Source organism: Actinomadura rupiterrae, assembly GCF_024172125.1.
Taxonomy (GTDB): domain Bacteria; phylum Actinomycetota; class Actinomycetes; order Streptosporangiales; family Streptosporangiaceae; genus Spirillospora; species Spirillospora rupiterrae.
In genome coordinates this window covers 35254-60476 of sequence record NZ_JAMZEA010000002.1, presented here as the reverse complement: position 1 = coordinate 60476, position 25223 = coordinate 35254, and the positions used below count along the sequence as shown (strand labels likewise).

Annotated in this window: 26 protein-coding genes; 12 read left to right on the top strand and 14 right to left on the bottom strand. The window is 71.3% G+C overall.

Annotation, left to right across the window (positions count from 1 at the left end):
* Positions 1-84 precede the first annotated feature (84 nt).
* From FHU30_RS04800 to FHU30_RS04790, 3 genes are all read right to left on the bottom strand, one after another.
* A complete protein-coding gene (locus FHU30_RS04800) occupies positions 85-852 on the bottom strand; it encodes a hypothetical protein (protein WP_253872049.1) in 768 nt (255 codons plus the stop codon).
* A gap of 224 nt (positions 853-1076) precedes the next feature.
* The gene (locus FHU30_RS04795; RefSeq protein ID WP_253872047.1) at positions 1077-1439 is read right to left on the bottom strand and encodes a nuclear transport factor 2 family protein; all 363 of its coding nucleotides are present in this window, start codon (positions 1437-1439) and stop codon (positions 1077-1079) included.
* Between the two features lie 80 nt (positions 1440-1519).
* The gene (locus FHU30_RS04790) at positions 1520-2143 is read right to left on the bottom strand and encodes a hypothetical protein (RefSeq protein WP_253872046.1); all 624 of its coding nucleotides are present in this window, start codon (positions 2141-2143) and stop codon (positions 1520-1522) included.
* A 239-nt stretch (positions 2144-2382) separates the two neighbouring features.
* On the opposite strand from FHU30_RS04790, the gene FHU30_RS04785 reads away from it, so the two are divergent.
* Together FHU30_RS04785 and FHU30_RS04780 are read left to right on the top strand one after the other, a co-directional pair.
* A complete protein-coding gene (locus FHU30_RS04785; protein WP_253872044.1) occupies positions 2383-3513 on the top strand; it encodes an acyl-CoA dehydrogenase family protein in 1131 nt (376 codons plus the stop codon).
* Positions 3510-4451, top strand: coding sequence for an acyl-CoA dehydrogenase family protein (locus tag FHU30_RS04780; protein WP_253872042.1), 942 nt, complete (start codon positions 3510-3512; stop codon positions 4449-4451). Before FHU30_RS04785 ends, FHU30_RS04780 begins: the two co-directional genes overlap by 4 nt.
* Before the next feature lie 49 nt (positions 4452-4500).
* Here the strand turns inward: FHU30_RS04780 and FHU30_RS04775 are convergent, their stop codons facing one another.
* On the bottom strand, positions 4501-4746 hold the full coding sequence (locus tag FHU30_RS04775) for a hypothetical protein (protein WP_253872040.1): 246 nt from the start codon (positions 4744-4746) through the stop codon (positions 4501-4503).
* A gap of 5 nt (positions 4747-4751) precedes the next feature.
* The gene (locus tag FHU30_RS04770; protein WP_253872038.1) at positions 4752-5627 is read right to left on the bottom strand and encodes a hypothetical protein; all 876 of its coding nucleotides are present in this window, start codon (positions 5625-5627) and stop codon (positions 4752-4754) included.
* A gap of 142 nt (positions 5628-5769) precedes the next feature.
* Here FHU30_RS04770 and FHU30_RS04765 point away from each other — a divergent pair, with 142 nt between their 5' ends.
* Genes FHU30_RS04765 through FHU30_RS04755 form a run of 3 tightly spaced genes read left to right on the top strand, consistent with a single transcriptional unit; the run spans position 5770 to position 7963 of the window.
* Complete coding sequence (locus tag FHU30_RS04765; protein WP_253872036.1) at positions 5770-6129, top strand: GntR family transcriptional regulator; 360 nt, start codon at positions 5770-5772, stop codon at positions 6127-6129.
* Positions 6126-6986 (top strand): ABC transporter ATP-binding protein, encoded by an 861-nt coding sequence (locus tag FHU30_RS04760; protein ID WP_253872028.1) that lies wholly within the window; start codon positions 6126-6128, stop codon positions 6984-6986. The genes FHU30_RS04765 and FHU30_RS04760 overlap by 4 nt, the downstream gene beginning before the upstream one ends.
* Positions 6983-7963: an ABC-2 membrane transporter-related protein gene (locus FHU30_RS04755; RefSeq protein ID WP_253872026.1), complete on the top strand. Its 981-nt coding sequence runs from the start codon at positions 6983-6985 to the stop codon at positions 7961-7963. Before FHU30_RS04760 ends, FHU30_RS04755 begins: the two co-directional genes overlap by 4 nt.
* Before the next feature lie 2 nt (positions 7964-7965).
* Here the strand turns inward: FHU30_RS04755 and FHU30_RS04750 are convergent, their stop codons facing one another.
* The gene (locus FHU30_RS04750) at positions 7966-8562 is read right to left on the bottom strand and encodes a PadR family transcriptional regulator (protein WP_253872024.1); all 597 of its coding nucleotides are present in this window, start codon (positions 8560-8562) and stop codon (positions 7966-7968) included.
* 114 nt (positions 8563-8676) lie between these two features.
* Here FHU30_RS04750 and FHU30_RS04745 point away from each other — a divergent pair, with 114 nt between their 5' ends.
* Positions 8677-9450 (top strand): glucose 1-dehydrogenase, encoded by a 774-nt coding sequence (locus tag FHU30_RS04745; RefSeq protein WP_253872022.1) that lies wholly within the window; start codon positions 8677-8679, stop codon positions 9448-9450.
* A 25-nt stretch (positions 9451-9475) separates the two neighbouring features.
* On the opposite strand, the gene FHU30_RS04740 is transcribed toward FHU30_RS04745, so the two are convergent.
* From FHU30_RS04740 to FHU30_RS04725, 4 genes are read right to left on the bottom strand one after another with little or no spacing between them, the layout of a single operon-like run.
* Positions 9476-10204, bottom strand: coding sequence for a response regulator (locus FHU30_RS04740; RefSeq protein ID WP_308211196.1), 729 nt, complete (start codon positions 10202-10204; stop codon positions 9476-9478).
* Positions 10201-11469, bottom strand: a complete 1269-nt coding sequence (locus FHU30_RS04735; RefSeq protein ID WP_253872020.1) for a sensor histidine kinase — start codon at positions 11467-11469, stop codon at positions 10201-10203. The genes FHU30_RS04740 and FHU30_RS04735 overlap by 4 nt, the downstream gene beginning before the upstream one ends.
* On the bottom strand, positions 11466-11951 hold the full coding sequence (locus tag FHU30_RS04730; RefSeq protein ID WP_253872018.1) for a hypothetical protein: 486 nt from the start codon (positions 11949-11951) through the stop codon (positions 11466-11468). The genes FHU30_RS04735 and FHU30_RS04730 overlap by 4 nt, the downstream gene beginning before the upstream one ends.
* A gap of 53 nt (positions 11952-12004) precedes the next feature.
* The gene (locus FHU30_RS04725; protein ID WP_253872016.1) at positions 12005-12970 is read right to left on the bottom strand and encodes a GlxA family transcriptional regulator; all 966 of its coding nucleotides are present in this window, start codon (positions 12968-12970) and stop codon (positions 12005-12007) included.
* A gap of 73 nt (positions 12971-13043) precedes the next feature.
* Between FHU30_RS04725 and FHU30_RS04720 the strand changes: the two genes are divergently transcribed.
* Positions 13044-13424, top strand: a complete 381-nt coding sequence (locus FHU30_RS04720; RefSeq protein ID WP_253872014.1) for an avidin/streptavidin family protein — start codon at positions 13044-13046, stop codon at positions 13422-13424.
* A 71-nt stretch (positions 13425-13495) separates the two neighbouring features.
* Here the strand turns inward: FHU30_RS04720 and FHU30_RS04715 are convergent, their stop codons facing one another.
* Positions 13496-14923: an MFS transporter gene (locus tag FHU30_RS04715; protein ID WP_253872012.1), complete on the bottom strand. Its 1428-nt coding sequence runs from the start codon at positions 14921-14923 to the stop codon at positions 13496-13498.
* Between the two features lie 157 nt (positions 14924-15080).
* On the opposite strand from FHU30_RS04715, the gene FHU30_RS04710 reads away from it, so the two are divergent.
* Positions 15081-15554 (top strand): MarR family winged helix-turn-helix transcriptional regulator, encoded by a 474-nt coding sequence (locus FHU30_RS04710; RefSeq protein ID WP_253872010.1) that lies wholly within the window; start codon positions 15081-15083, stop codon positions 15552-15554.
* A gap of 38 nt (positions 15555-15592) precedes the next feature.
* On the opposite strand, the gene FHU30_RS04705 is transcribed toward FHU30_RS04710, so the two are convergent.
* Both FHU30_RS04705 and FHU30_RS04700 read right to left on the bottom strand, forming a co-directional pair.
* On the bottom strand, positions 15593-17332 hold the full coding sequence (locus FHU30_RS04705) for an LAGLIDADG family homing endonuclease (RefSeq protein WP_253872008.1): 1740 nt from the start codon (positions 17330-17332) through the stop codon (positions 15593-15595).
* Positions 17333-17339: 7 nt separating this feature from the next.
* Positions 17340-19430 carry a DNA gyrase/topoisomerase IV subunit B gene (locus FHU30_RS04700; protein ID WP_253873835.1) on the bottom strand — a complete coding sequence of 697 codons (2091 nt, stop codon included), beginning with the start codon at positions 19428-19430 and terminating at the stop codon, positions 17340-17342.
* Between the two features lie 169 nt (positions 19431-19599).
* Between FHU30_RS04700 and FHU30_RS04695 the strand changes: the two genes are divergently transcribed.
* The 4 genes from FHU30_RS04695 to FHU30_RS04680 all read left to right on the top strand — a co-directional run bounded on the left by FHU30_RS04695 (position 19600) and on the right by FHU30_RS04680 (position 23018).
* Positions 19600-20502: an ABC transporter ATP-binding protein gene (locus tag FHU30_RS04695; RefSeq protein ID WP_253872006.1), complete on the top strand. Its 903-nt coding sequence runs from the start codon at positions 19600-19602 to the stop codon at positions 20500-20502.
* Between the two features lie 97 nt (positions 20503-20599).
* Positions 20600-21673 carry an ABC transporter permease gene (locus FHU30_RS04690; protein ID WP_253872004.1) on the top strand — a complete coding sequence of 358 codons (1074 nt, stop codon included), beginning with the start codon at positions 20600-20602 and terminating at the stop codon, positions 21671-21673.
* A gap of 127 nt (positions 21674-21800) precedes the next feature.
* The gene (locus tag FHU30_RS04685) at positions 21801-22031 is read left to right on the top strand and encodes a DUF7455 domain-containing protein (protein ID WP_253872002.1); all 231 of its coding nucleotides are present in this window, start codon (positions 21801-21803) and stop codon (positions 22029-22031) included.
* A gap of 240 nt (positions 22032-22271) precedes the next feature.
* A complete protein-coding gene (locus FHU30_RS04680; RefSeq protein ID WP_253872000.1) occupies positions 22272-23018 on the top strand; it encodes a YaaA family protein in 747 nt (248 codons plus the stop codon).
* A gap of 320 nt (positions 23019-23338) precedes the next feature.
* Here the strand turns inward: FHU30_RS04680 and FHU30_RS04675 are convergent, their stop codons facing one another.
* Positions 23339-25003, bottom strand: coding sequence for an RNA polymerase sigma factor (locus tag FHU30_RS04675; RefSeq protein WP_253871998.1), 1665 nt, complete (start codon positions 25001-25003; stop codon positions 23339-23341).
* Positions 25004-25223: the final 220 nt, after the last annotated feature.

Sequence of the window (25223 nt, the reverse complement as noted above, 5' to 3'; positions counted from 1 at the left end):
CGGGCCGGGGAAACCGCCGGAAACCGCCCCAAAAGCGAAACACCGGCCGCCCTCAAGAGGGGCGGCCGGTGTTCTGCGCGTAGGTCAGCTCACTCGCAATGTGATGACCTTCGAGACCCCTACAGGGTAACCCGCGCGGTACTCGACCGCGCGGAATTTGAGAATCTTCGGCTGCTTTGTTATGAACCAGAAGCCCGCCTCGTAGTCCATCTTCGTCGAGTGCGCCTTCGCGCAGTCCACGGTGGCGAACCGGCCGTGCTTCCACAGCTGGAGGCAGACCTCGTTCGGGCGGTTCGCACCGATGCCCGCGACCAGCGGGAACTTCCTGCCGTGCTTCGCCTTCCAGCCCAGGTCGTCCGGCCCCCAGAGCGTGACCGTGTCGGCGGCGGGCCGCTTCACGGTCACCGTGACGGGTGCGGACACGCCCCACACCCGCGTGCCGTGGTAGACGACCGTCCGGAACGTCTCCGCGCCGAGCGTCCGCTCCGTCCGGACCTTGATGGTGGCCAGCGGCGGGACGCGATGGCCCTGGTAGACCGACCAGCCGCACGCCACGTTCTTGTAGACGCGGTGGCCCGGCTTGCCCGTCCCATGCTGGACGCAGAACTGGTGCTTGTCGTAGTTCGCCGTCGTGTAGGTGCGGAAGGTGAGCGTCCCGCCGGCCTCGACGACGCGCGGCGTGACCGAAACGTGCATCTGCTTGTCGGCGCGCGCGTCCTGCCCACCTCCCGTGCCCGGTCCCGTCTCGGCGTAGGCGGCGCCTGCGGCGGACGCCGCGAGCCCGGCCGCGATCCCCGCCACGGCGATGGCCCTGCTGATCGTGCCTACCGGCTTTGTTCTGCTGATCGACATCGCATGTCCCCGTACGTGTCGGGCCGTCCCGGAGGCGGGACGGCGATCCCCGTGCGCGCGGCCCCTGATCACCGCGCTTATGGGGGATGTGACAGCCGGGACCCGGCGAAAGTTCGGCTTGCGAGTGTCAGGCTCCGGCCGTCCGTCCACGACAACGCGAAGGCCCTCCCGCGCGTCCGGGAGGGCGGGCGGCTCGGGGGTCAGGTCGTGTGGAACTCGGGGGGTCAGGTCGTGAGGAAGTCGCCGGGACCCCAGAAGGCCTCCATGCGGACGACCTTGCCGTCCTCGTCAAAGGTCATGACCTCGATGCCGTCGATGTGCAGGCCGGGGAGGTCGGCGGAGAAGCGCATGGCGCTGCGGTCGCCGTAGGAGCCGCGGACCTCGTGCGCGGTGAGCTTCGCGCCCGCGGCGATCGAGTCGGCGTAGAACTTCTCGATCGCGGCGCGGCCCTCTACCGGGGGCTTGCCGACCGGGTCCTCGATCACCGCGCCGTCCGCGTAGAGGTCCGCGACGGCGACGTGGTCGCCCGCGTTGAACAGCTCGGCGTAGCGGCGCATGGTCGCCTTCATGTGCTCGGTGTCGGCCACGGTCGTCCCTCCCTGGAGTGGTCACGCAGGCGCCAGGATACCGAGCGGCCGCTTGGTTCGAGTGGGGCGCCGCCGTCCGCTCAGGCCGGGGAGTTCTCGCCGCGGCGCGGGCGGGGCGGCTTCGGGGTGGACGAGCCGTCCCCCTTGCCGCGCGGAGCGGAACCGTCCGGACGGCGCGCTCCCGCGACGTCCGGGTAGCGGAAGTCCGTGTGCCGGGGGACCTGGGGGTCCGAGAACGGATTGGACGGCGCGTCATCGCGGGAGGGTTCGCCGAAGGCGGCGGCGTCGTCCGAGGTGGAGGGGGCTTCGTCAGATTCGTTCCGGTGGGGGCGGTCGGTGGTGCGCCAGCGGGTGGACGGGCGGGACGGCGGGTCGGCGGAGTCCGGGCCGATGCCGCGCTCGGCGGCGTCGGCGAGGGCGGTGAGGAGGTCGCCGGGTGTGCCCTCGGTGTCGTCGTAGTGCCAGCGTCGGATCAGCCGCTCGCCCTCCACGCCGGGGTTGAAGCGCTCGAACGCGAAGCAGCCGGCGATCGCGAGGCGGACGATGACGCGGTCGCTGTCGTCCAGCTGCATCGCGTACGCGGCGGCGTCGATGAGTCCGATGGCGGCCCTGGCGTTGCGTCCGTCGTCGCGTTCCTCGGCCCGGTCGATCCGCCACTGCGCGTAGGGGCGCAGGAAGTCGGCGATCATCCAGCTCTTGGGCACCTGACCGTCCTCTCGGTCGTGCGGGCGGGGGGCCGCTCCCATGCTGCGGCGCAGGTCAGCCGGGGCCGGTGCACTTGACCCGATGATTGCCGTCCCTTGGCCGGGGCGCGCTTCCGGGCGCGCGGCGGGCGGCGGGCGGCGTATGCGATCTTGCCGGGGCGGGGCCGGAGGGGGCCGGACGGTCGTGCTTTAATCTACCAAACAGTTGTTAGATGAACCCGAGGTGAAGGCCGCCGCTGATGGATCTCGACTTCTCCCCCGCCCACGAGGCGTTCCGCGCGGACGTCCGCGACTGGTTGCACGCGCACGTCCCCGCCGAGCCGCTGCCGTCGCTGGAGACCGCCGAGGGGTTCGCGGCGCACCGCACCTGGGAGCGGACGCTCGGCGCGGACCGCTACGCGACGGTCAACTGGCCGGCGGAGTTCGGCGGGCGCGGCGCCACCCCGCTCGAATGGCTGATCTTCGAGGAGGAGTACTACGCGGCGGGCGCGCCCGGGCGGGTCTCCCAGAACGGTGTCAACCTGCTCGCGCCGACGCTGTTCGCGCACGGCACGTCCGAGCAGCTCCGGCGCGTCCTGCCGCCGATGGCGCGCGGCGAGGTGATCTGGGCGCAGGCCTGGTCCGAGCCGGGCGCGGGCAGCGATCTGGCCGCGCTGCGCTCGACCGCCACCCGCGCGGACGGCGGCTGGCTGCTCAACGGGCAGAAGACGTGGAGCTCGCGCGCCGCGTTCGCGGACATGGCCTTCGGCCTGTTCCGGTCCGACCCCGAGTCGGCGCGCCACCGGGGGCTGACGTACCTGATGTTCCCGCTGGACGCGCCCGGCGTGACGGTCCGCCCTATCGGACGCCTCGACGGCAAGCCCGCGTTCGCCGAGCTCTTCCTCGACGACGTGTTCGTCCCGGACGGCGACGTCATCGGCGCGCCCGGCGACGGCTGGAAGGTCGCGATGTCCACGGCGGGCAACGAGCGCGGCCTCACCCTGCGCTCCCCCGGCCGCTACACCGCCGCTGCCGACCGGCTCCTCGCGCTGTGGCGGGACCGCGCCGACCCGTCCGACACGGCCCTGCGCGACCGCGTCGCCGACGCCTGGCTCAAGGCCCGCGCCTACCGCCTGAAGGGCTTCGAGACGATCTCCCGTACCGACGACATCGGCGCCGAGTCCAGCCTGAACAAGGTGTTCTGGTCCGAGTTCGACATCGCCCTGCACGAGACCGCCCTCGACCTGCTCGGCCCGGACGGCGAGCTGGACGGCGACTGGCTGGAGGGCTACGTCTTCGCGCTCGCCGGCCCGATCTACGCGGGCACCAACGAGATCCAGCGCAACGTGATCGCCGAGCGCGTGCTCGGCCTGCCGAGGGGAGCGCGATGAGGTTCGTCCTGTCCGAGGAGCACCGCCTGTTCGCCGCGAGCCTGGACAAGCTCCTCGACCAGGCCGACACGCCGTCCGCGATCCGCGCCTGGTCGTCCGGCGACCACGCCCCCGGCCGCCGCATCTGGACGTCCCTGGCCGAAACGGGCGTGTTCGCCCTAGCCGTCCCCGAGGAGCACGACGGCATGGGCCTGCTCCCGGTCGAGCTGGTCACCGCCATGCACGGACTGGGCCGCCACGCCGTCCCGGGCCCCCTGGTCGAGACCATCGCGGCCGCGTCCCTGCTGACCGCCCTCGGCGACACCCGCTGGCTTCCCCGCATCGCCGCCGGCGAGGCCCTGGTCACCCTCGCCGCCCCCTACGCGTTGGACGCCGACGTCGCCGACCTCGTCCTGACCGTCCAGGACGGCGAGGTCTACGAAGCCACCCCGGCCCGCGCCCTGCGCCCGTCGATCGACCCGTCCCGCCGCCTCTACGAGGTCACCCCGACGCGCAAGCTCGGCCCGGCGGACGACTCGTCCCTGCACCTGGCCACCCTCGCCTGCGCCGCCCAGCACCTCGGCGTAGGCCGCCGCCTCCTGGAACTCTCCGTCGACTACGCCAAGACCCGATCCCAGTACGGCCACCCCATCGGCGAGTACCAGGCCGTCAAGCACCACTTGGCCAACGCCCTCATCGACCTGGAGTTCGCGCGTCCCCTCGTCCACGCGGCCGCCCTGTCCCACGGCACCTCCGACTTCCCCCGCGACACGTCCGCCGCCAAGATCGCCGCATCCGAGGCCGCCTACCGCACCGCCAAGACCGCCCTCCAGGTCCACGGCGCGATCGCCTACACCGCCGAGTACGCCCCGTCCCTCTGGATCCGCAAGTCAAGAGCCCTCCTGACCACCTGGGGCTCCCCCACGACCCACCGCGCCACCCTCATCAACACCCTCTAACAAAGAACGCCGAGCCCCCCAAAGGGGACCCGGCGTCCGAAACCCTGCGTCACTCGTCGGCGAAGACCTCATCGATCGACGAGGCGTCGGCGGCCCGCATCAGCCACAGGTTCATGGTCTCACTGTCCTCGCAGGCCAGGACGCGCCTCCTGACCTGCTCGGACACGCAGAACTTCCGGTGCGCGAACAGGTTCAGCAGCATCTCACGCTGCGCTTCGGCCTTCCCTTCGGCCTTCCCTTCGTCGCGGCTGCGCTTCCGGAGGTCGTCGAAGAGCGGTGACTTGTGGTGGACCACCGGGCTCAGTCGGCGAAGACGTCCGACATCGACTCGGCGCTGACCGCCCGGGCACCCCAGAGTTCGAGGACGGCGCTGTCCCTGCAGTCGAGAATGCGCCGGCGCTCGCTCTCGGACGGCCGCAGCCCCCGCGCCTCCAGCACCGTCAGCAGCATCCGCTGGCCTGCCTTGGCCTCGGACTTGGCGCTGATCTCGTGGAAGAGCTTCTTGTCGTAGATGATCGTGCTCACGATCTCCCTCCAGGGTTCGAGCAAGTCACTCTTGGCGAGGCCCGCGTGCAGGAACCTCCCCAGAAAGCGGGCGGTCTTCTCGTCCGTCTCCAGGAGGGCGTCGATGCCCTCGTCCATCAGCCCCATTATGCCCTTCGCGGGCGGCGTTGCCGCGTGCGTCAGGATGGAGAACGCCGCCGCCATGGGATCGTGGACGAACTGGTCCGGGGAGGTCAGAGGTTCGACGTTGTCCGGGCCGAAGCCGATCGGGTAGGCCGCGAGCGAGGTCCATCCCGGGAGGCCCTTCTTGATCGGCCTGCGCGCCCACCTGATGGTCTCCAGGTCGTGGGAGACCACCATCAGGGTCGCGTCGCACTTGTGCTTGTACTGCAGGTAGCCGAGGTAGTACGGCCAGCTCAGCAGCTTGTCGGGGTCGATCTTCCCCTGGGCTTCGACGATCGCGACGTGGCGTTCGCTTTCGACGGTCGTCACCAGCAGGGCGGTGTCGACCTCACCCACCGTCGATTTGGACTCCTCCAGGATCGTGTCGACTTCCTGGACCTCCCGGATCTCCGGGAAGTCGATTCCGGCATAGGACTTCAAGGCGCGGGCGAACAACCCGCCATCGCACCGGAAGATGCGATGCAGCGCCTCATGCGGGGGTTTGGGCACACGGATGAGACTACCTACAGCGACCGATTGGTCACGCACTATTCGAGCGTTGACGGCATCCGGAGTTCGATCTACTGTTTTACTAACATCATAGTAGAACGGGGTTGAGGTGTTCCGGTTTCGGTTGGACGGGCGGAGCGGGGTGCCGCCGTATCTGCAGCTGGTGCAGCAGGTGCGGCAGGCGCTGCTGCTGGGATATCTGCGGCGGGGTGATCAGCTGCCCACGGTGAAGGAGGTCGTGGGGACGCTGACGATCAACCCGAACACGGTGGTGAAGGCGTACCGGCAGCTGGAGAACGAGGGGGTCGTCGAGGCGAAGCCGGGGCAGGGGACGTTCGTCACGGCGGAGGTCGAGGCGGTGGCGCCCGGGGACTTCACGCGGTTGCGGCGGTCGCTGGAGCGGTGGGTGCGGGACGCGCAGGCGGCCGGGCTGGACGACGACACGGTCACGGCGCTGATCGCGGCGGTGCGGAACGACGTGCGGGCCGAGGGGGCGGCATGACCGCGGCGCTGGAGGCCGAGGGGCTCGGGATGCGGTTCGGGCGGGCCTGGGCGCTGCGGGAGTGCTCGGTGAGCGTGCCCGCCGGGTCGGTGGTGGCGCTGGTGGGGCCGAACGGGGCGGGGAAGACGACGCTGATGCATCTGGTGTGCGGGTTGCTGCGTCCGTCCGAGGGGCGGGTGCGGGTGTTCGGCGGGGACGCCGGCGGGACGGCGGAGGCGCTCGCGCGGGTCGGGTTCGTCGCGCAGGAGCATCCGCTGTACCGGGGCATGACGGTCGCGGAGCTGCTGCGGATGGGGCAGGCGCTCAATCCGGGGTTCGACCGGGCGCTGGCGGAACTGCGGCTGGCGGCGCTGGACATTCCGCTGGTGAAGCGGGCCGGGGCGCTGTCGGGCGGGCAGCAGGCGCAGGTGTCGCTGGCGCTCGCGCTGGCGAAGCGGCCGAGGCTGCTGGTGCTGGACGAGCCGCTCGCGAACCTCGATCCGGTCGCGCGGCGCGACTTCAGCCGGACGCTGATGTCGGCCGTCGCCGAGGACGAGGTGACGGTGCTGCTGTCGTCGCACGTGATCGCGGACCTGGAGGCGGTGTGCGACCGGCTGGTCGTCCTGAACCGCGGGTCCGTGCGGCTGGACGGCGCGATCGAGGACGTGCTGGCCGCGCACCGGCTGCTCAGCGGCCCGCGGGACGCGGCGACCGACGTGCCCGGCGTGGTCCGGGCCGTGCACAGCGAGCGGCACAGCGACCTCCTCGTCCGGACGGGACCGGAGGAGACGGCGGTGCATCCGGTGTGGCAGCAGCATCGGGTGGGCCTCGAGGAACTGATCCTCGCCTACCTGGAGAGCCCGGCGGTGACGCGATGATCTGGTTCACGTGGCGCATGCACCGGGCGCAGGTGTACGCGGGGTTGGCGCTGATCGCGCTGGTCGCGGCGGTGTTCCTGCCTTACGGCGAGACCGCGCGCGGGTCGTTCGCCTCGCACGGCGTCGCGGCCTGCCTGGCGCACGACACCGGAGGCGACCACTGCCAGACGGCGCTGCAGGCGTTCATGGAGCAGTTCAACGGCATCGCCAACCACCTGTCCACCTGGTTCAGCCCGCTGCCGGGCCTGATCGGCGCGATCGTCGGCGCCGGGATCCTCGGCCGCGAGTACGAGCAGGGCACGTGGCGGCTGGCGTGGACGCAGTCGGTCCCGCGCACGCGGTGGCTGGTGCAGCGGATCGTGCTCGTCACCGCCGGGATCACCGCGGTCTGCCTGGCGCTGAGCCTCATCTTCACCTGGTTCCGCGCGCCGGTGGACGAGGTGACCGGCCGGTTCGCGCCCGGCGCGTTCGACCTCGAAGGGCTGTCGCTCACCGGGTACACGCTGTTCGCGTTCGCGGCCGCCGTCCTGGCCGGGCAGCTCATGCGGCGGACGGTCCCGGCGATCGTGGCCGCGTTCGCCGGGTTCATGGCCGTCCGGATGCCGGTCGAGTTCTGGCTGCGCGAGCACTACATGGCGCCCGCCGCGCGGATCTCCGCGCCGACGCTCCGGCACACGCTGGGCCCGAGCGCGCTTCCCGTCATCCCCGGCAGGCCCGGCTGGACGCTCGGCTTCCACCTGCTGGACCCGTCCGGGCGCCCGCTGTCCGCCGCGGCGGAGGGCCAGGTGGTCGGCAGGGCCCAGGCGACGCACGACCCGGACGCCTACCTGCGGAGCCTCGGCCTGCACCTCAAGACCGTCTACCAGCCCGCGGGACGGTTCTGGACGTTCCAGCTCATCGAGTTCGCGATCTTCGGCGGGCTGGCGCTCGTCCTGCTCGCCCTCGCCGTCCACCGGCTCCGCCGCCGCGGAGTCTGAGGCTAGAGGTCGGGGGCTCGGCCGGATGCGACCAGTTCGTCCAGGTCGTCCAGGAGTCGGGCGGCGAGATCGCGTTCGGCGGTGTGGTAGCGGACGGCCCAGCGGGCGACCAGTTCGGGGTAGGCCCAGCCGCTGACGGCCGCGGCGGCGCGGCGGGCCTCGTCGGCCTCCGCCGCGAGGTCGGCGCTCCGGTCGCGGTGCTGGGTGACGACCTCGCGGAGGCGGTCGGGGTCGGCGAGGTGGCCGAGCCAGACGCGCAGCAGCGGGCCGTGCTTGAGGGCCGGCGGCTCGACCGGCGCGTGCGCCAGCCAGTCGGACGCCGCCGCGCGGCCCGCATCGGTGATCGCGTAGACCCGGCGCGGACGGCCGTCCTCCCCCGACACCTCGCGGGACGCGGCGTACCCGACCTGCTCCAGCCGCTTGAGCTCGGAGTAGATCTGGCTCATCGCCGGGCTCCAGTAGAAGAACCGCAGGATGTGCTCGGCCCACTGGCGGACCTCGTAGCCGGTCAGCTCCTCGCCGAACGCCAGGATGCCGAGGACCGCCCACGCCGTCGCGGGCAGCCGCACTTCCGCTGGGGGCTCGTCGGCGTGGGCCATAGATCCAGATTATCCGGAGTCGTCCGGGGGCCGAGCGGGCGCTTGATTTGGCACTTGTTCCAAATTGGAATACACCTGGAGCCAACGGAGATCGAGGTACAGGGAGGGACAAGGATGTCCGGACTCCAGGACAAGGCCGTCATCGTCACCGGAGGCGCCCGCGGGCTCGGCGCCGCCGCCGCCCGGCGGATGGCGGCGGGCGGCGCGAAGGTCGTGCTGACCGACGTCCTCGCCGAGGAGGGCGAGAAGACCGCCGCGGAGATCGGCGGGATCTTCGTCCGGCACGACGTGTCCAGCGCGGACGAGTGGCAGGCCGTCGTCGACCGGGCCGTCGGGACGTACGGGCGGCTGGACGGGCTGGTCAACAACGCGGGCATCGCGTCCGGCCAGACCATCGAGGACGAGCCGCAGGAGTACTTCGAGAAGGTCCTGAAGATCAACCTGCTCGGCGTCTGGCTCGGCATCAAGACCGCGATCCCGGCCATGCGCGCCGCGGGCGGCGGCTCGATCGTCAACATCTCGTCCGCGGCCGGGCTCACCGGGCTGCCGCTGACCTCGGGCTACGGCGCGTCCAAGTGGGGCGTCCGCGGGCTCACCAAGATCGCCGCGGTGGAGCTCGGCGCGGACCGGATCCGGGTCAACTCCGTCCACCCCGGCATGACCGTGACGCCGATGACCGTCGAGTCGGCGGGCGCGACCGAAGGCGAGGGCAGCTTCCCGCTCGCCGCGCTCGGACGCACCGGCGTGCCCGAGGAGATCGGCGCCGCGGTCGCCTTCCTGATCTCGGACGACGCGTCCTACCTGACCGGCGCCGAGCTGGCCGTCGACGGCGGCTGGACGGCCGGCGAGAACGCCATGATGAACGGCATCCGCGCCCAGCGCACCTGACGGCCCGGCGGCCCAGCCGCCCAGTTCAGTCGTCGTCGGCGACCAGGCCGTTGCGGAAGGCGTACGTGACGGCCTGGGCCCGGTCGCGCAGGCCCGCCTTCGCGAACAGGTTGTTGATGTGGGTCTTGACCGTCGCCTCGCTGATGAACAGGTCGCGGGCGATCTCGCCGTTGGAGCGGCCGCGGGCGATCAGCGTGAGCACCTCGGCCTCGCGCCGGGTCAGGCCGTCCGGCAGGCCGGTGTCGCGGGTCCGGCGCGGCTCGCCCGCCGCGACCGCCTCGACCAGCCGCCGCTGGACGGCCGGGTCGAGCTGCGCGTGCCCGCCGCGGACGGCCTCGACCGCCCGCGCGATCTCGTCCGCCCCGGCGTCCTTGGTGAGGTAGCCGCGCGCGCCCGCGCGCAGCGCCGCGAAGATCGACTCGTCGTCGGCGTAGGTGGTCAGCACGACCACCTGCACGTCCGGGTGCAGCTCGCGCATCTTCGCGGTCGCCTCCACGCCGTCCATGCGCGGCATCCGCAGGTCCATCAGGACCACGTCCGGCGCCACCCGCGCGACCAGCTCCAGCGCCTGCTCGCCGTCGGCCGCCGAACCCGCGACCTCCAGGCCCGGCAGCAGCTCCAGCAGCAGGACGAGCCCCTCCCGCACCACCGTCTGGTCGTCCACGACGACGACCCGCGTAACCCCCGCGCCCGCGTTGTCGCCCGCGTTGTCGCCCGCGTTCCCGCCCGTCGCACCCGTGTTCTCGCCCGTCACATCCGTATCCGCAGCGCCACCCGGAAGCCCTTGCCGTCCGGTCCGGCCTCCAGGGTCCCACCTACGAGTTCCGCGCGCTCGCGCATGCCCACCAATCCGTAGCCGCCGCCCGTCGTGACGATCGGGTCCTCGGTGCCGCCGGTGTCGGTCACGGTCAGCTCGACGGCGTCCGCGAGGTGCGCGAGGACGATCCGCACGGACGCGCCCGGCGCGTGCTTCCGGACGTTCGTCAGCGCCTCCTGCGCCGTCCGGACGAACGCGAGCGTCATCGCCGACGTCAGCTCGTACGGCGTCCCGGTGATCTCCAGCTCGGCCGGACGGCCCGTCGCGGCGCGGTACTCGTCGGCCAGCTCGGCCAGCGCCTCGTCCAGCGGCGGCGCCTCGCCGCGCAGCGCGGCCAGCGCCCGGCGGGTCTCCTCCAGGCCGGTCCGCGCGAGCCGCTGGGCCCGCTCCACCCGCTCCAGCGCCCGCTCCCGGTCGCCGTCCCGGCTCAGCAGCAGCCGCGCCCCCTCCAGGTGGACGATCTGCGCCGACAGCGAGTGCGCCAGGATGTCGTGGATCTCCCGCGCCATCCGGGACCGCTCGGCCAGCGCCGCCTCGTTCGCCTCCGACCTGCGCCGCCCGCGCCGCTCGCGCAGCGCGAGGGCCGCCGCGTACACGCCGACGAACGCGAGGATGGACCAGCCGTCCACCGACTGGTCGGCGATCAGCTCCGTCCCGGTCAGCAGGGCCGCCGCACCGGCCGTGAACACCGCGCCGTCCACGCCCGGTCGCCGCGCCGCCGCGATCCCCGTCGCGATGTACACGAGGGTGTTCGCGCCGACATGCGACTCGATCATGTTCGCGCCGAGCCCGCCGAGGACCGTGATCCCCAGCGGCACCAGCGACCACCGCGGCGCGTCGTCGCGGTCGAACGCGAGCAGCCCCCACGCCAGCCCTCCGGCGGCGAGCAGGTTCGTCACCGCCAGGCCCGTCCACGCGGCGGGCGAGTGCGGGCCCGACTTGAGCACCGCCAGCAGGTAGAACCCGAGGCCCCAGAGCAGCAGGCTCGTCCGGGCGATGACCCGCCCGACGCGGTCGCCGACGGACGTCTGCTGCCCCGTCCGGCCGCTGCTGTCGCAGGCGTCCCACCAACCCGAGAACGCCACATACTGCCCGAGCCAGGCCAGTGGCCCTTTCCGCGCGCGCCGCGCGGCGCCCGGATCCTCGGAAGGCGCGTCCTGGGAAGAGCCGCGGGGTGGACGCGCCGCCTGACGATTGCTCATGCCGCGACGTTAACGCCGGTACGGCGCGCGGGCAGCGAACGGGACCGCACATCGATGATCGCGTACTGCGCGAGCAGCGACACCCCGAGGAACGCCAGCACGTTCCCGGACCCGGTGTGCACCCCGAACGCGTACCCGACGCCCATCAGCCCGATCCGCACCGCGACCGACACGACCCAGGACGCCAGCGTCAGACCGCCGCCCTGCCGCCAGAGCGAACCGTCCGGCTCGCGCCACAGCCGCATCGTCGCCGCGCGCATCGCGCCGAGCAGCAGCCCCACGACGACCTCCACCGCCAGCAGCCCGGCGCTCACCGCCAGGTGCGCGTGGTCGACCAGCCCGCCCTGGACGATCCCGATGATCACCAGGACCACCGGCAGCGTGTACATCCGCGCCTCGTTGATCCGCTGCGCGGTCAGCTGCCGCCGCAGCACCAGCCCGAGGACGAGGAGGACGACCAGGACGTTCGCCAAAGTGCTCATGCCTCGAAGCTACGGAGACCGCCCCCTCCGGCGGATCGGCGCGGAGCCGGAGTTCAGCCTCTCCACCCCGAGGTGGAGAACACCCGCCGGTACCGTCCCGGGGTCGTCCCGGTCTCCGCCGCGAACCGGCGCCGGAAGTTGGACGGATCGGCGAACCCGCAGGCCGACGCGACCGCATCGACCGTCGCATCCGTGCGCTCCAGCATCGTCCGGGCCGTCTCGATGCGCCGCCTCAGCAGCCACCTCCCCGGCGCCACACCGAACCCGCGCTCGAACAGCCTGGCCAGGGTCCGCGCGGAGACCGCGCCCTGCGCCGCCATGTCCGCCACGGTGATCGGCCGGTGCAGGTTCGCCTCCGCCCACTCCACGATCTTCGCGAGCGTCTCCTCGGCCGGATGCTCCGGCTCCGGCGCGAGCCGCGAGTACTGCCGCTGCCCGCCGTCCCTGTGCGGCGGCAGCACCATGTGCCGCGCGATCTCCGCCGCATGCGCCGCCCCGAAATCCCGCCGGACGAGGGCCAGCGCGAGATCAACGGCCGCGCCCGTTCCCGCGCTGGTCGCCACATCGCCGTGATCTACGTAGAGCTCGTCCTGCCGGACGTCCACCTTGGGATACAGCGCGGCCAGCTCGTCCGCCATGCGCCAGTGCGTGGTCGCGGCCCGTCCGTCCAGCAAGCCTGCTCCCGCCAGCGCGAACGCGCCGGAGCAGAGCCCGACGACCCGTGCGCCCCGCGCGTGCGCCGCCCGCAATCCTTCGACCAGGCCCCCGGACGGACGCGCCGCATGATCGGGCCAACCCGTCACGATCACCGTGTCCGCCTCGTCCATGGCCTCAAGCCCATGTTCGACGAACAGCGGGCATCCCGCCATGACCTCGACCGGTCCGGGTGTTTCGGCGCAGACCGTGAACGCGTACCGCGCCGGAGCGTCCGGATGCTCGACACCGAAGACCTGCGCCACGCTCGCCATCTCGAACGGCGACTGAGGCGGCACCGCCAGCGCCACGACCCGATGGACCATGCTGGCAGGATAAGCCCGATTCGGGACAATCCAGCCACTCCCCCGGGACGCTCTCGCTGGGAACCCTGGACGCATGACGAACTCGACCTGGCTCGGCCGCTGGCGCAACCAGTACGGCTCAGTCCTCACCATCACCGACCAGACCGACGACACCGTCACCGGAACCTTCCGGACCGCCCTCGCCGACAGCGCCTTCGCAGGCGCCGAAGTGCCCGTCACCGGCGTCCACCGCGGCGCCTGCCTCAACTTCGCCTTCACTCGGACCGGCCCCGACGGCGACTCCATCGCCTCGTTCACCGGCCTCCTCCGCGAAGGCCGCCTCGAAACCGTCTGGCACGTCGTCCAGGACACCGCGGTCAAACCACCCGGCCCCGGCCAGGCCCCCGAGCGCATCACCCTCCCCTGGGCCCACGCCGTCCTGACCAACGCCGACACCTTCACCCGCGAACCCTGATCAGCCTCACCCGCGAGACCTGATCAGCGTCACCCCCGGGAGACCTGATCAGCTTTACCCGCGAGACCTGATCAGCGACGCTTCCGCGCGGCCGCATGGAACGCGAGCGCGGCGACGGCGGCCAGCAGCGCCACCACCCCGCTCAGCGCGAACCCTGTCGCGTAGGCGTGCTCGGACGGCACCGCCGAACCCGGCAGGGTGTCGCGCGCAAGGATCGCCGTGGTGAGCGCCCCCGCGACACCGCCCCCGACCAGCCGGACGAGGCTGTTCACCGCGCTCGCCACCGCGGTCTGCTCCGGACGGACGTGCTCCACGGCCATCGTGCCGAGCGCCGCGAACGCCAGACCGATCCCGACACCGAGCAGGACGGTCGCGCCGTAGACGTCCCAGCGGTGCGCGTGGAAGAACGCGAGCCACCCGGCGGCCAGCGCCGTGAGCGCCGACCCGGCCGCGACCAGCACGGACGCCGGCATCCGCCGCATGAGCCGTCCGGCCTGCGTGGACACCGCGATCATCAGCAACGTGGTCGGCAGCAGGAACAGCCCCGCCGCGAGCACGGACGCACCGAACCCGTACCCCGCCCTCGCCGGCGCCTGGACGAAGTTCGGGATCAGAGTGAACCCGCCGTAGAGGGCGAAACCGAGCAGCAGCGAGGACACGCTCGCGCCGACCGTCCCACGGTGCGTGAGCATCGCGACGTCCACCAGCGGGTCGTCCGTCCGGCGCTCGACCACGATCCACAGCACGCCGAGGACCACCGCCGCCGCGAACAGCGCGAGGACCCGCCCCGACAGCCAGCCCCACGCCTGGCCCTGGCTGATCCCGAGCAGCAGGCTGACCAGCGTCCCGCTCAGCAGCGCCGCGCCGGGGAGGTCGAGCCGTCCGCCCGTCCTGCCCGACTCGGCATCGCGGACGACCAGCGCCACGACCAGCGCCGCCGCCACGGCCAGCGCCGCCATCACCCAGAACACCGCCCGGTACCCCTCGGTGAACCGCGCGACGACCCCCGCCAGGACGAGCCCGCCGCCGACCCCGACCCCCATCGTCGCCGACACCACGCCGAGCCCCGCCGGCAGCTTCTCGCGCGGCAGGGCGCCCCGGACGATCCCGACCGTCAGCGGCAGCGCCGCCATCGAGACACCTTGCAGGACCCGCGCGACGACCAGCACCGCGAGCGACGTGGACAGCGCCCCGAGCACCGACCCCGCCGCCAGCGCGCCGAGGGCCGCGAGCAGCACCCGCCGCCGTCCGTAGAGGTCCCCCATCCGGCCGAGCAGCGGCGTGGCCACCGCCCCGACCAGCAGGCTCGCGGTGAACGCCCAGGCCACCGAGGTCAGCGGCGCGTGCAGCTCGGCACGCAGCCGTCCGAGCAGCGGCAGCACCGCCGTCTGCTGCACCGACGTCACCGAGGTCGCCACGGCGAGCACCACCACGACCGGCCACGGCCTCGCCTGCCTCCGCCGTCGCCGCTGTTCCGCACCGAGTTCCGTTATGGCCATCCGACTTACTCCTTACCTAACTTAGGTATCTTTTCTGTGCCCGTACTCATCTCCTCTTCCGAGGGCGGGCTCGCGACCAAAATATACCTAAGTTAGGTATCTATCTAGGGTGAGCTGCGCCACAGAACCCTTACCTAAGTTAGGTAGCATTCGTGCCATGCCCGAACCGAGCCCCGCCGAGCTGCTCGCCCGCCTCGCCGCGCTGTCCACCGCCGTCAACCGCGGACGCCTCTACGAGACCGCCATCGAGGCCACCGGCACCACCCTCGAACGCCCCGCCATCACGATCCTCGGCGTCCTCAACGCCTCGGACGGCCCCCGCCGCGTCGGCGAGATCGCCCACCGCATGCAGGTCGAAGGCCCGCACGTCACCCGGCACGTCAAGCGCCTGGAGGAACGCGGCCTGGTCCGCTCGGTCACCGACCCCGACGACCGCCGCGCCCGCCTCGTCGAACTCACCCCCGACGGGCAGCAGGTCATCGACCGCTACCTCGCCGTCATCTTCGGCTGGTTCGACTCCGCCCTCGCCGGCTGGTCACCGTCCGACCGCGCCGACCTCCACCGCCTCGCGACCCGCCTCTTCGACGACCTCACCGACGCCCTGACCCAGTACGCCCCCCACTCCCCCTGACCGGGACGGCAGCCACACCGTCTCCGCCAGCCCGGACGTCAGCCCCGCACGCCGCCGAGCCGCAGCACGCGCCGCCCGGAGCGCGCGTCACGCCGCCCGGACGACCTGCTCAAGAACCCGCCCGTCCCCGCGATGACCGCGTACCCGTCCCCCACCGGAACGTCGTACACCGGCCCCTCATAGTCGAACACCTCGACCTCCCGCACGGGAACGCTCATCACCGTGTCGGAAACCCACTCGTCGTGGCCGGGCCGGACCGGGTCGCTGATCCTGCGGTCGTACGCGGCGGCGCTGGGGGCCTGCCGCCACAGCCACGAGAGCTTCTGCAGGCCCTGCACGGAGGTGATCACGACGGCGAAGCTCGGCTGGGTGTGCACGGCCTCGCCCCGGATGGTGAAGACGCCGCCAGGCCGCCGGAAGAGGGAGGCGACCACCCCGAACTGGGCGAGCAGGTGAAGCAGGCCGACCGCCAGATCCGGCGAGGACGTTCCGAATTCCAGTCGGCGCCCTTCGGTCTGCTTGGTGCCGTCGCCGAGGTAGTAGCCCTCCAGGAATGCCTGCTGGCACTCCTCCGGGCACTTGAAGATCAGGTCCGGGATCCGCTTCGCCAGGGCGGTCCCGCCCAGCCCCAGAGCTTTGATCATGCGGACGGCGATGGGCGCCTGGACGTAGAGGTGCCGGCTCTTCGGCCGGCCCTTGGGCATGTGCAGCGCGGCCGTTCCCTCGCCGAACGCGGCGATGGCCGCACGGAGACCGGGGAGGTAGCGGTCGTCGTCCACCCCCAGCGAGTAGTTGAGCCTGGCCCCGCGCGAAGAGACCGATCCTTCCGCGAGGTACCAGCCCAGCGCGTAACACAGCTCCGTCGTGACCGCCCGGAAGCGCGGAACCGCGCCTTCACGGTGGGCCCGCGTGTACAGGACGAGATCGCGCTTGTCCGGCTGCCGGTCGAGCCAGCGCAGATCCGACGCGTCCAGGCTCGCCAGCCAGGTTGCGGGCGAGATGGCGCGGTACCGGGCGTTGGCGGAGTCGACGGCGGCCCAGCGATCGACCTGCGAGGCGACGATGACGGCCTCGGGAGGCCACTGCTCCCCCAGCGCGCCGAGGTACGCGCGGAACGCTTTGGCCGGCGGCAGCGATCGGCACGTCTCGAACTCGCTGATACTGCACGCCTGGCGATAGCCGATGCGCTGCGCCATGTCCGTGCCCGTGATCCCTCGCGCCCTGCGGGCCCGGGCCAACCGCTTCCAGGCCTCACGGGGCAGCCGGACGCGTTCCTCATCGCGGCGCAGCATCGCGGGCTGACGGCGGGCCGCCTTCAAGGCCAGCAGCCGCCGGATCGGCTCGCCCTCCACGCGGACGGCGTCGGCATGCCCTCGCTCCCAGAGCAAGCGCACCAGGTCGATCTCGGTGCACGGTTCGTCCGGACGCGGCAGGCGCCGTCCGAGGGCGACCAGGTCGCCCACCTGGAGATCGACGGCCCTCCGGGAGACGAGCCGACCGTGAGAGTGGACGAAGAGCAGCCGGTCGCCCGTAACGGTCAGGGACCGGCCGTAAGCCGTGCGAACACGGACGGCCGGTCCCCGGTAGGTCTCCTCCACGAGGCGCGGGACGCGAGCGGACGCCACCGACAGACCGGCGATGTCACCGCACGCGACGCCTCGGACGCTTCGGAGCCGTTTCAGCCGCTCTCTGTCGCCGAGCAGGGCCCCCGTCCGCTCGAAGACGAAACCGTCTCGCGCGTCGAGGAGGAACAGGGGCTCTTCGGGCACCAGCGACATCGCGCTCCTAGGTGTCGATGCGCTCCAGGTCCAGTTCGGCGGCGCCGTTGACGATGAACTCGCGGCGCGGGGCCACCTCGCTGCCCATGAGCAGGTCGAAGATCTTCGCGGCCTCTTCGGCGTCCTCGACGCGGACCCGCCGGAGCGTCCGGTGGCGCGGGTCGAGGGTGGTCTCGGCCAGCTGATCGGCGTCCATCTCGCCGAGGCCCTTGTACCGCTGGATGGGCTCCTTCCAGCGCTGGCCCTTGCGCTCCAGCTCGACCAACTTACGCCGCAGCTCGGCGTCGCTGTACGTGTAGACGTACTTCTCCTGGCCCTTTCTCGGCTTCACGAGCTCGATGCGGTGCAGCGGCGGGACGGCCGAGTAGATCCGGCCCGCTTCGAGCATCGGCCTCATGTAGCGGTGGAAGAGCGTGAGGAGAAGTGTCCGGATATGGGCGCCATCGACGTCCGCGTCCGCAAGAATAATGATTTTCCCGTAACGCGCCGCTTCGACGTCAAATGTCCGACCTGACCCGGCGCCGATGACCTGGATGATGGCGGCGCACTCGGCGTTCTTCAGGACGTCGGCGACCGAGGCCTTCTGGACGTTGAGGATCTTGCCGCGGATCGGCAGCAGGGCCTGGAACTCGGAGTTGCGGGCGAGCTTGGCGGTGCCGAGCGCCGAGTCGCCCTCGACGATGAACAGCTCGCTGCGGTCGTCGGTGGTGCGGCAGTCGACCAGCTTGGCCGGGAGCGCCGAGTTCTCCAGGGCGTTCTTGCGGCGCTGGTTGTCGCGCTGGGTGCGGGCGGCGATGCGGGTCTTGGCGGCGCCGGCGACCTTCTCCAGGATGGTGCGGAGGGCCTGCTTCTGGCCGCGGCCGGGGTTGTCGAAGATCGCCTTGAGCTCGCGCCCGACGACCTGGGAGACGATCCGGGTGGCGGCGGAGGTGCCGAGGACCTCCTTGGTCTGGCCCTCGAACTGCGGTTCGGGGAGCCGGACGGTCACGACGGCGGTGAGGCCTTCGAGGACGTCGTCCTTGATGACGTCGTCGTCGTTGTTCTTGAGCAGCTTGACGGCGCGGAGCTGCTCGTTCACGACCTTGAGCAGGGCGCGGTCGAAGCCGCGGACGTGGGTGCCGTGCTTGGGGGTGGCGATGACGTTGACGAAGGAGCGGGTGATGGTGTCGTAGCCGGTGCCCCAGCGGAGCGCGACGTCGACCTCCAGGTCGCGTTCGACGTCGGTGGGGACGAGGTGGCCCTGGTCGTCCAGGACGGGGACGGTCTCGGTGAAGTGGCCGCGGCCCTGGAGGCGGAGGACGTCGCCGAGGGGCTGGTCCTTGGCGAGGTAGGAGCAGAACTCGGAGATGCCGCCGTCGAAGCGGAAGGTCTCCTCGACGACCTCGTCGCCGCGCTCGTCGCGGACGTCGATGGTGAGGCCGGGGATGAGGAAGGCGGTCTGGCGCATCCGGTCGAGGACGAGGGAGGTCTCGACGGTGGCGCCCTTGAGGAAGATCTGCATGTCGGGCCAGAAGCGGACCCGGGTGCCGGTGGTCTTCTTGGCGACCTTGCGGGTCTGGCGGAGGCCGGACTTCTTCTTGAAGCGGGCGTTGGGGCGTCCTTCGTCGGCGAACTCGCCGGGGAGGCCGCGCTTGAAGTTGATGACGTGGGTGTGGCCGTCGCGGTCGACCTCGACGTCGAGGCGGGCGGAGAGGGCGTTGACGACGGAGGCGCCGACGCCGTGCAGGCCGCCGGAGGCGGTGTAGGAGACGCCGCCGAACTTGCCGCCGGCGTGCAGGCGCGTCATGACCAGCTCGACGCCGGGCAGGCCGGTCTTGGGTTCGATGTCGACGGGGATGCCGCGGCCGTTGTCGCCGACCTCGAACGAGCCGTCGGCGCGCAGCACGACGTCGATGTGGGTGCAGTATCCGGCGAGGGCCTCGTCGACGCAGTTGTCGACGATCTCCCAGAGGCAGTGCGCGAGCCCTCGGGAGTCGGTGGACCCGATGTACATGCCGGGTCGCTTGCGGACGGCCTCCAGCCCTTCCAGCACCGAGAGGTGCCGGGCGGAGTAGCCCTGCTGGTCGTCGGCGGTCGCTTCGGCGGTGGCGGCGGTCAACTGCGTGTGCTCCTCGGGGGATGGACGGTCGGGCATGAGGGTACCCCTGGGGACCGACACTCCACCGACAGGCTCGCCGCTCCCGCACATTCCGGACCGGGGTGGAGATGGCGGAATCCACCCGCCGGACTATGGGTCGCGCAGGTCACGGCGTTCTAGGGTCGGCGGCATGAAAAACACGATCAGCGTGCGGGGGCTGCGGAAGCGGTACGGGGACGTGCAGGCTGTCGACGGGGTGTCGTTCGAGGTGCCGGAGGGTGAGTTCTTCGGGATCCTCGGTCCGAACGGGGCGGGGAAGACGACGACGCTGGAGATCGTCGAGGGGCTGCGGGAGGCGGACGAGGGGCGGGTGGAGCTGCTCGGTCTGGAGCCGTGGCCGCGTAACGCGAAGTTGCTGCCGCGGATCGGCGTGCAGTTGCAGGCGACGTCGTTCTTCGAGCGTCTCACGGCGCGTGAGCAGTTGCGCACGTTCGGTTCGCTTTACGGTGTCTCGGCGCGGAAGGCGGACGAGATGCTGGAGACGGTCGGGCTGGCGGAGAAGGCCGACGTGCGGGTGGAGATGCTGTCGGGCGGGCAGGCGCAGCGGTTGTCGATCGCGTGCGCGCTGGTGCACGACCCGGAGCTGGTGTTCCTGGACGAGCCGACGGCGGCGCTGGATCCGCAGGCGCGCCGGAACCTGTGGGACGTGCTGCGGGCGATCAACACGGGTGGCCGGACGATCGTGCTGACGACGCATTACATGGACGAGGCGGAGCTGCTCTGCGACCGGGTGGCGATCATGGATCGGGGCCGGATCCTGAAGCTGGGTCCGCCGGCGGCGCTGGTGCGGGGGCTGGACGCGCCGACGCGGATCAGCGTGGCGAGCGGCGTCCTGGCGGCGGAGGACGCGCGGGGCCTCGCCGGGGTGGACGAGGTGTCGGACGACGGGGTGTCCCTGGTCGTGGAGACGCGCGACCCGTCCTCGGTGGTGGCGGCGCTGTCCGCGAAGGACGCTCTGGACGGCGTCCAGATCCGTGGCGCCACCCTCGAAGACGTCTTCCTCGACCTCACCGGAAGGGAATACAGGGCATGAGCGGGCTGGAGGGGCGCGGCGGCGCCTGGACTGAGCGAGGAACGAGCGAGGGAAGGCGCCGCCGTTGTGCGCACCGGAAGCCCGTGGGAGACACAGCGTGAGTACGTTCGACAGTTTCAAGTCGCTCTCTCGTGCTCTGTTCCTGGGGTTTCGGCGGGATCGGGGCGCGCTGTTCTTCACGGTGCTGTTCCCGTTGCTGTTCCTGGTGATCTTCGGTGGGGTGTTCGGGAAGCAGACGACCGGCAAGGTGGACGTGGTGGAGGTCGGCGCGGTGCCGGTGCTCGACCGGGCGCTGCAGCATGATCCGTCCGGCGAGCTGGGCCGGACGGTGAAGGTCAAGCACGATGATCTGGCCGGGGCGCTGAAGAAGGTCCAGAAGGGCGACGCGGACGCGGCGGTGGAGCAGTCCGGGGGGCGGCTGGTCGTCCACTACTCGGGGGCCGACCGGGTGAAGTCCGGTGTGGTGCAGTCGGTGGTCCAGCAGGTGGCGAATGCGGCGAACGTGGCGGAGTCGGGGCGTCCGCCGACGTACACGGTCGCCTCGCAGCGGGTCGAGGACAAGTCGATCAAGGGGATCAACTTCTTCACGCCGTCGCTGCTCGGGTGGGCGCTGGCGTCGGCGGGGATGTTCGGGGCGTCGCAGACGCTGGTGCTGTGGCGGACGAAGGGGCTGCTGCGGCGGCTGCGGCTGGCGCCGGTGCCGATCCCGACGGTGTTCGGGGCGCGGGTGGTGGTGAGTCTCGGGATCGCGCTGGGGCAGCTGGCGGTGTTCCTGCTGGTGGCGCAGCTGCCGTTCTTCGGGTTGAAGCTCCAGCACGCGTGGTGGATGTCGATCCCGCTGGTGGTGTGCGGGGTGCTGACGTTCCTGTCGCTGGGGATGGTCGTGGGGGCGTGGGCGAAGACGCAGGAGACGGCGCAGACGGTGACGCAGTTGATCGTGCTGCCGATGGCGTTCCTCGGCGGGTCGTTCTTCCCGCTGGACTATGCGCCGAAGTGGATGCAGGCGGTCTCGTACGTGTTCCCGCTGCGGTATCTGAACGAGGGGATGCTGAACGTGATGGCGCGCGGGCAGGGCCCGATGTCGGCATTGCCGCAGATGGGAATCCTGCTCGGTATCGCCGTCGTGGCGGCGGCGGTCGCGGCGCGGCTGTTCCGGTGGGACGCGACGTGACGGTGCCGTGTGACCTCCGTCACTAATGCGCCCATTCTGCTGTGGGCGTACTGAGAAACAGGTTGGGAACGTCAGCGTCGGGTTAGATGTTGTCCTAAGTACCGACCCCGACCATGAGGAAGGTGCCGTGACTGGAGCCCTTGCCCCGACCAAGCCGCTGACGGCCGCCGACCGGTGTGACCGCTGTGGCGCCCAGGCCTACGTCCGTGCTGTCCTTGTAGGCGGCGGCGACCTTCTGTTCTGCGCTCACCACGGGCGTAAGTACTCGGAGGCGCTCCGCTCGAACGGGGCCGACATCCAGGACGAGACCGACAGGCTGACCAACACCCCGGCAAACGCTCTCGAGGACGAGCGCTAGCCTCGATATAAGTGAATCGCCGAACGGCGGTCACCGCATGGCGGTGGCCGCCGTTCTGCTGTGACCGGATAAGCACGCTGCGTGTCCGCTTCCGTCCGGGGCGCGCATTCTCACATCGCGGACCTGCGGGAATCCGGGCGTCCTGCTCCTATCCTGGAGGGACCGCCGTCCGGAGCCGCCGGAGCCTTTCGCCCGCGCATTCGCCCGGTACGGACAGTTCGATGCGTCATCGGGGGAACCGTGCTGATTCTGCTGCCGCCGTCCGAGAAGAAGTCCCGCACCGGGGACGGCCCGCCGCTGGATCTCGCGTCGCTCAGCTTCCCGTCGCTGAACCCCGTCCGCGAACGCGTCCTGGGCGCGCTCGGCGAGGTCAGCCTCCGTCCGGACGCGGCGGACGTGCTGGGCCTGTCGGCCGGCCAGACCGACGAGGCGCTCTCCCGCAACCGCGCGCTTCGCGAGGCGCCGACACTCTCCGTAGCCGACCTGTACCAGGGCGTGCTCTACGACAACCTCGCCCTGCACGACCTGCCCAACGAGTCCGCCGCCGAGCAGATCCTGGTCTTCTCGGGCCTGTGGGGCACGCTGCGGCTCACCGACCGCATCCCCCCATACCGGCTCGCGATGGGCGTCACGCTCCCGCCGGAGGGCCGCCTGGCCGCGCTGTGGCGTCCCGCCCTGGCCGAGGCCCTCGCCGACCTCCCGGACGGCCTGGTCATCGACATGCGCTCCGGCCCGTACGCCGCCGCCTGGAAGGCCCGCCGGCCCTCGGTGGCCGTCCGCGTCTTCCGCGAGTTCTTCCTGGGCGGCGTAGCGAAGCGCACGGTCGTCAGCCACATGGCGAAGGCCACGCGCGGCGCCGTGGCCCACGACCTCCTGAAGGCAGGCGCGAACCCGTCCACCCCCGAAGAACTCCTCAAGGCCGTCACCGACCTAGGCCACACCGCCGAACTGAACGGCCCCAACCTAGACATCATCCTCCACGTCTGACCACAGTCAGTGGCGACGCGTGCACTTAGAGTATGCGGACGGTTGCAGCCCTTTGAGCGCGTGAAGTACCGACCTGGGGGCCGGTACTTCACGCGCGTTGGCTCGCCCCCCACGCGAACGTGGGCACGCCCTCGCACGTGGCTCAGCTCGCACGCGTTCGCGCGTGGTCGGCCCAGCCCGCACGCGAACGCGCTAACAAGCGCGTGGGGACGACGCCGGAGGCGAGTCCCCACGCGCTTGATCGCGAAGCGATGCCGCGTTCGCACAAGCATCCGGGCCGCGCCCCGAGCCGCTAGGCGAGGGGGCGCGGTGCCGGAGGCTTAATCGAGGTAGTCGCGGAGGACCTGGCTGCGGCTGGGGTGGCGGAGCTTGGACATGGTCTTGGACTCGATCTGGCGGATGCGCTCGCGCGTCACGCCGTAGACCTTGCCGATCTCGTCCAGGGTCTTCGGCTGACCGTCGGTGAGGCCGAACCGCATGGAGACCACGCCCGCCTCGCGCTCGGACAGGGTGTCGAGCACCGAGTGCAGCTGCTCCTGGAGCAGGGTGAAGCTGACCGCGTCGGCCGGGACGATGGCCTCGGAGTCCTCGATCAGGTCGCCGAACTCGCTGTCGCCGTCCTCACCGAGCGGGGTGTGCAGGGAGATCGGCTCGCGGCCGTACTTCTGCACCTCGACGACCTTCTCCGGGGTCATGTCGAGTTCCTTGGCCAGCTCCTCCGGGGTCGGCTCGCGGCCGAGATCCTGGAGCATCTGGCGCTGGACGCGGGCGAGCTTGTTGATCACCTCGACCATGTGTACCGGGATGCGGATGGTGCGGGCCTGGTCGGCCATCGCGCGGGTGATCGCCTGCCGGATCCACCAGGTGGCGTACGTGGAGAACTTGTAGCCCTTGGTGTAGTCGAACTTCTCGACCGCGCGGATCAGGCCGAGGTTGCCCTCCTGGATCAGGTCGAGGAACAGCATGCCGCGGCCGGTGTAGCGCTTGGCCAGCGAGACCACCAGGCGGAGGTTGGCCTCCAGCAGGTGGTTCTTGGCGCGGCGGCCGTCCTCGGCGATCCACTCCAGGTCTTCCTGGTCCTCCTCGGAGAGGGTGCCGGCCTCGGTGGCCAGGCGCTCCTCGGCGAACAGGCCGGCCTCGATGCGCTTGGCGAGCTCGACCTCCTGCTCGGCGTTCAGCAGGGGGACCTTGCCGATCTGCTTGAGGTAGTCCTTGACCGGGTCGGCGGTCGCGCCGGCGGCGGCGATCTGCTGGGCCGGGGCGTCCTCGTCGTCGTCGCCGAGGACGAAGGCCTCCTCGTCGGAGGGGGACTTGGCGGGCTGGCCCGGGGCGGCGGCCTTGGCGGTCGCGGCGGCCGGGGCGGCCTCCTCGTCGTCGCCTTCGGTGTCGCCCTGGTCGGACGCCTCCAGCTCGGCGTCGTCCTCCAGGTCGGCCTCGAGGTCGCTCAGGTCCTCGTCGAGGTCGTCGACGTCGACCTCGTCGTCGAGCTCGGGGTCGTCGCCGGCCTTCTTGGCCGGGCCCTTGGCCGCCGCGGGCGCGGCCTCGGCCTTCTTCGGCGCCGCCTTCTTGGCGGCGGCCTTCTTCGGCTTGGCAGGCACGGGCTTCTTGGCCGCGGCCTTCTTCGCCGTGGCCTCGGCGGCCTCGGCGGTCTCCTCGTCGTCGCCGACGACGGCGGTCACGGTGTCGGGCTGCTGCTCCTTGGCGGCAGCGGCGGTCTTGGGCTTGCGCGCCGGTGCGGCCGCGCGCTTGCGCGTCCGCTTCGGCGCCGCTGAGTCGGCGGCGCTCACGACGACGATCACACCCTCCTTGCTCAGGGCACGCAGAATCTTGGGGGCCATCGACATGGGGATCTCGGCCTCCTCGAACGTACGGCGGAGGTCGTCGGCGTCGAGGTGATTGCCCTGGGACTTCCCACGCTCGATCAGCTGCGCGATGACGGTCTCGTGCAGGTCTGATGCCTTCGAGGTCGAGCTAGCAGGCGACACAAATACCTCTCGAACGAACGTGTGGGTTGGCTGACCCAAGCGCCCTGACGGGACGGGCCTCACTCGGAGTGGGACCACGTGCACCGGGCGGGCCACCCTGTGCGGGACCGCAGCGTACCCGCTCTTACTAGGGTCAAGCATTCTGGCACGGCTGCGCATTCCGCTTCGATGTGCTGCCCGGTAACACACCACCTTAGAGGGCGCACGGCGGTCCTTCGTA

Coding starts and splice junctions, on each gene's coding strand:
- FHU30_RS04755 (WP_253872026.1), top strand. CDS start 6,983: ATGATCTGGTTCACGTGGCGCATGCACCGGGCGCAGGTGTACGCGGGG.
- FHU30_RS04780 (WP_253872042.1), top strand. CDS start 3,510: ATGAGGTTCGTCCTGTCCGAGGAGCACCGCCTGTTCGCCGCGAGCCTG.
- FHU30_RS04715 (WP_253872012.1), bottom strand. CDS start 14,923: ATGGCCATAACGGAACTCGGTGCGGAACAGCGGCGACGGCGGAGGCAG.
- FHU30_RS04725 (WP_253872016.1), bottom strand. CDS start 12,970: ATGGTCCATCGGGTCGTGGCGCTGGCGGTGCCGCCTCAGTCGCCGTTC.
- FHU30_RS04785 (WP_253872044.1), top strand. CDS start 2,383: ATGGATCTCGACTTCTCCCCCGCCCACGAGGCGTTCCGCGCGGACGTC.
- FHU30_RS04745 (WP_253872022.1), top strand. CDS start 8,677: ATGTCCGGACTCCAGGACAAGGCCGTCATCGTCACCGGAGGCGCCCGC.
- FHU30_RS04800 (WP_253872049.1), bottom strand. CDS start 852: ATGTCGATCAGCAGAACAAAGCCGGTAGGCACGATCAGCAGGGCCATC.
- FHU30_RS04730 (WP_253872018.1), bottom strand. CDS start 11,951: ATGAGCACTTTGGCGAACGTCCTGGTCGTCCTCCTCGTCCTCGGGCTG.
- FHU30_RS04750 (WP_253872024.1), bottom strand. CDS start 8,562: ATGGCCCACGCCGACGAGCCCCCAGCGGAAGTGCGGCTGCCCGCGACG.
- FHU30_RS04705 (WP_253872008.1), bottom strand. CDS start 17,332: ATGTCGCTGGTGCCCGAAGAGCCCCTGTTCCTCCTCGACGCGCGAGAC.
- FHU30_RS04710 (WP_253872010.1), top strand. CDS start 15,081: ATGCCCGAACCGAGCCCCGCCGAGCTGCTCGCCCGCCTCGCCGCGCTG.
- FHU30_RS04720 (WP_253872014.1), top strand. CDS start 13,044: ATGACGAACTCGACCTGGCTCGGCCGCTGGCGCAACCAGTACGGCTCA.
- FHU30_RS04760 (WP_253872028.1), top strand. CDS start 6,126: ATGACCGCGGCGCTGGAGGCCGAGGGGCTCGGGATGCGGTTCGGGCGG.
- FHU30_RS04735 (WP_253872020.1), bottom strand. CDS start 11,469: ATGAGCAATCGTCAGGCGGCGCGTCCACCCCGCGGCTCTTCCCAGGAC.
- FHU30_RS04695 (WP_253872006.1), top strand. CDS start 19,600: ATGAAAAACACGATCAGCGTGCGGGGGCTGCGGAAGCGGTACGGGGAC.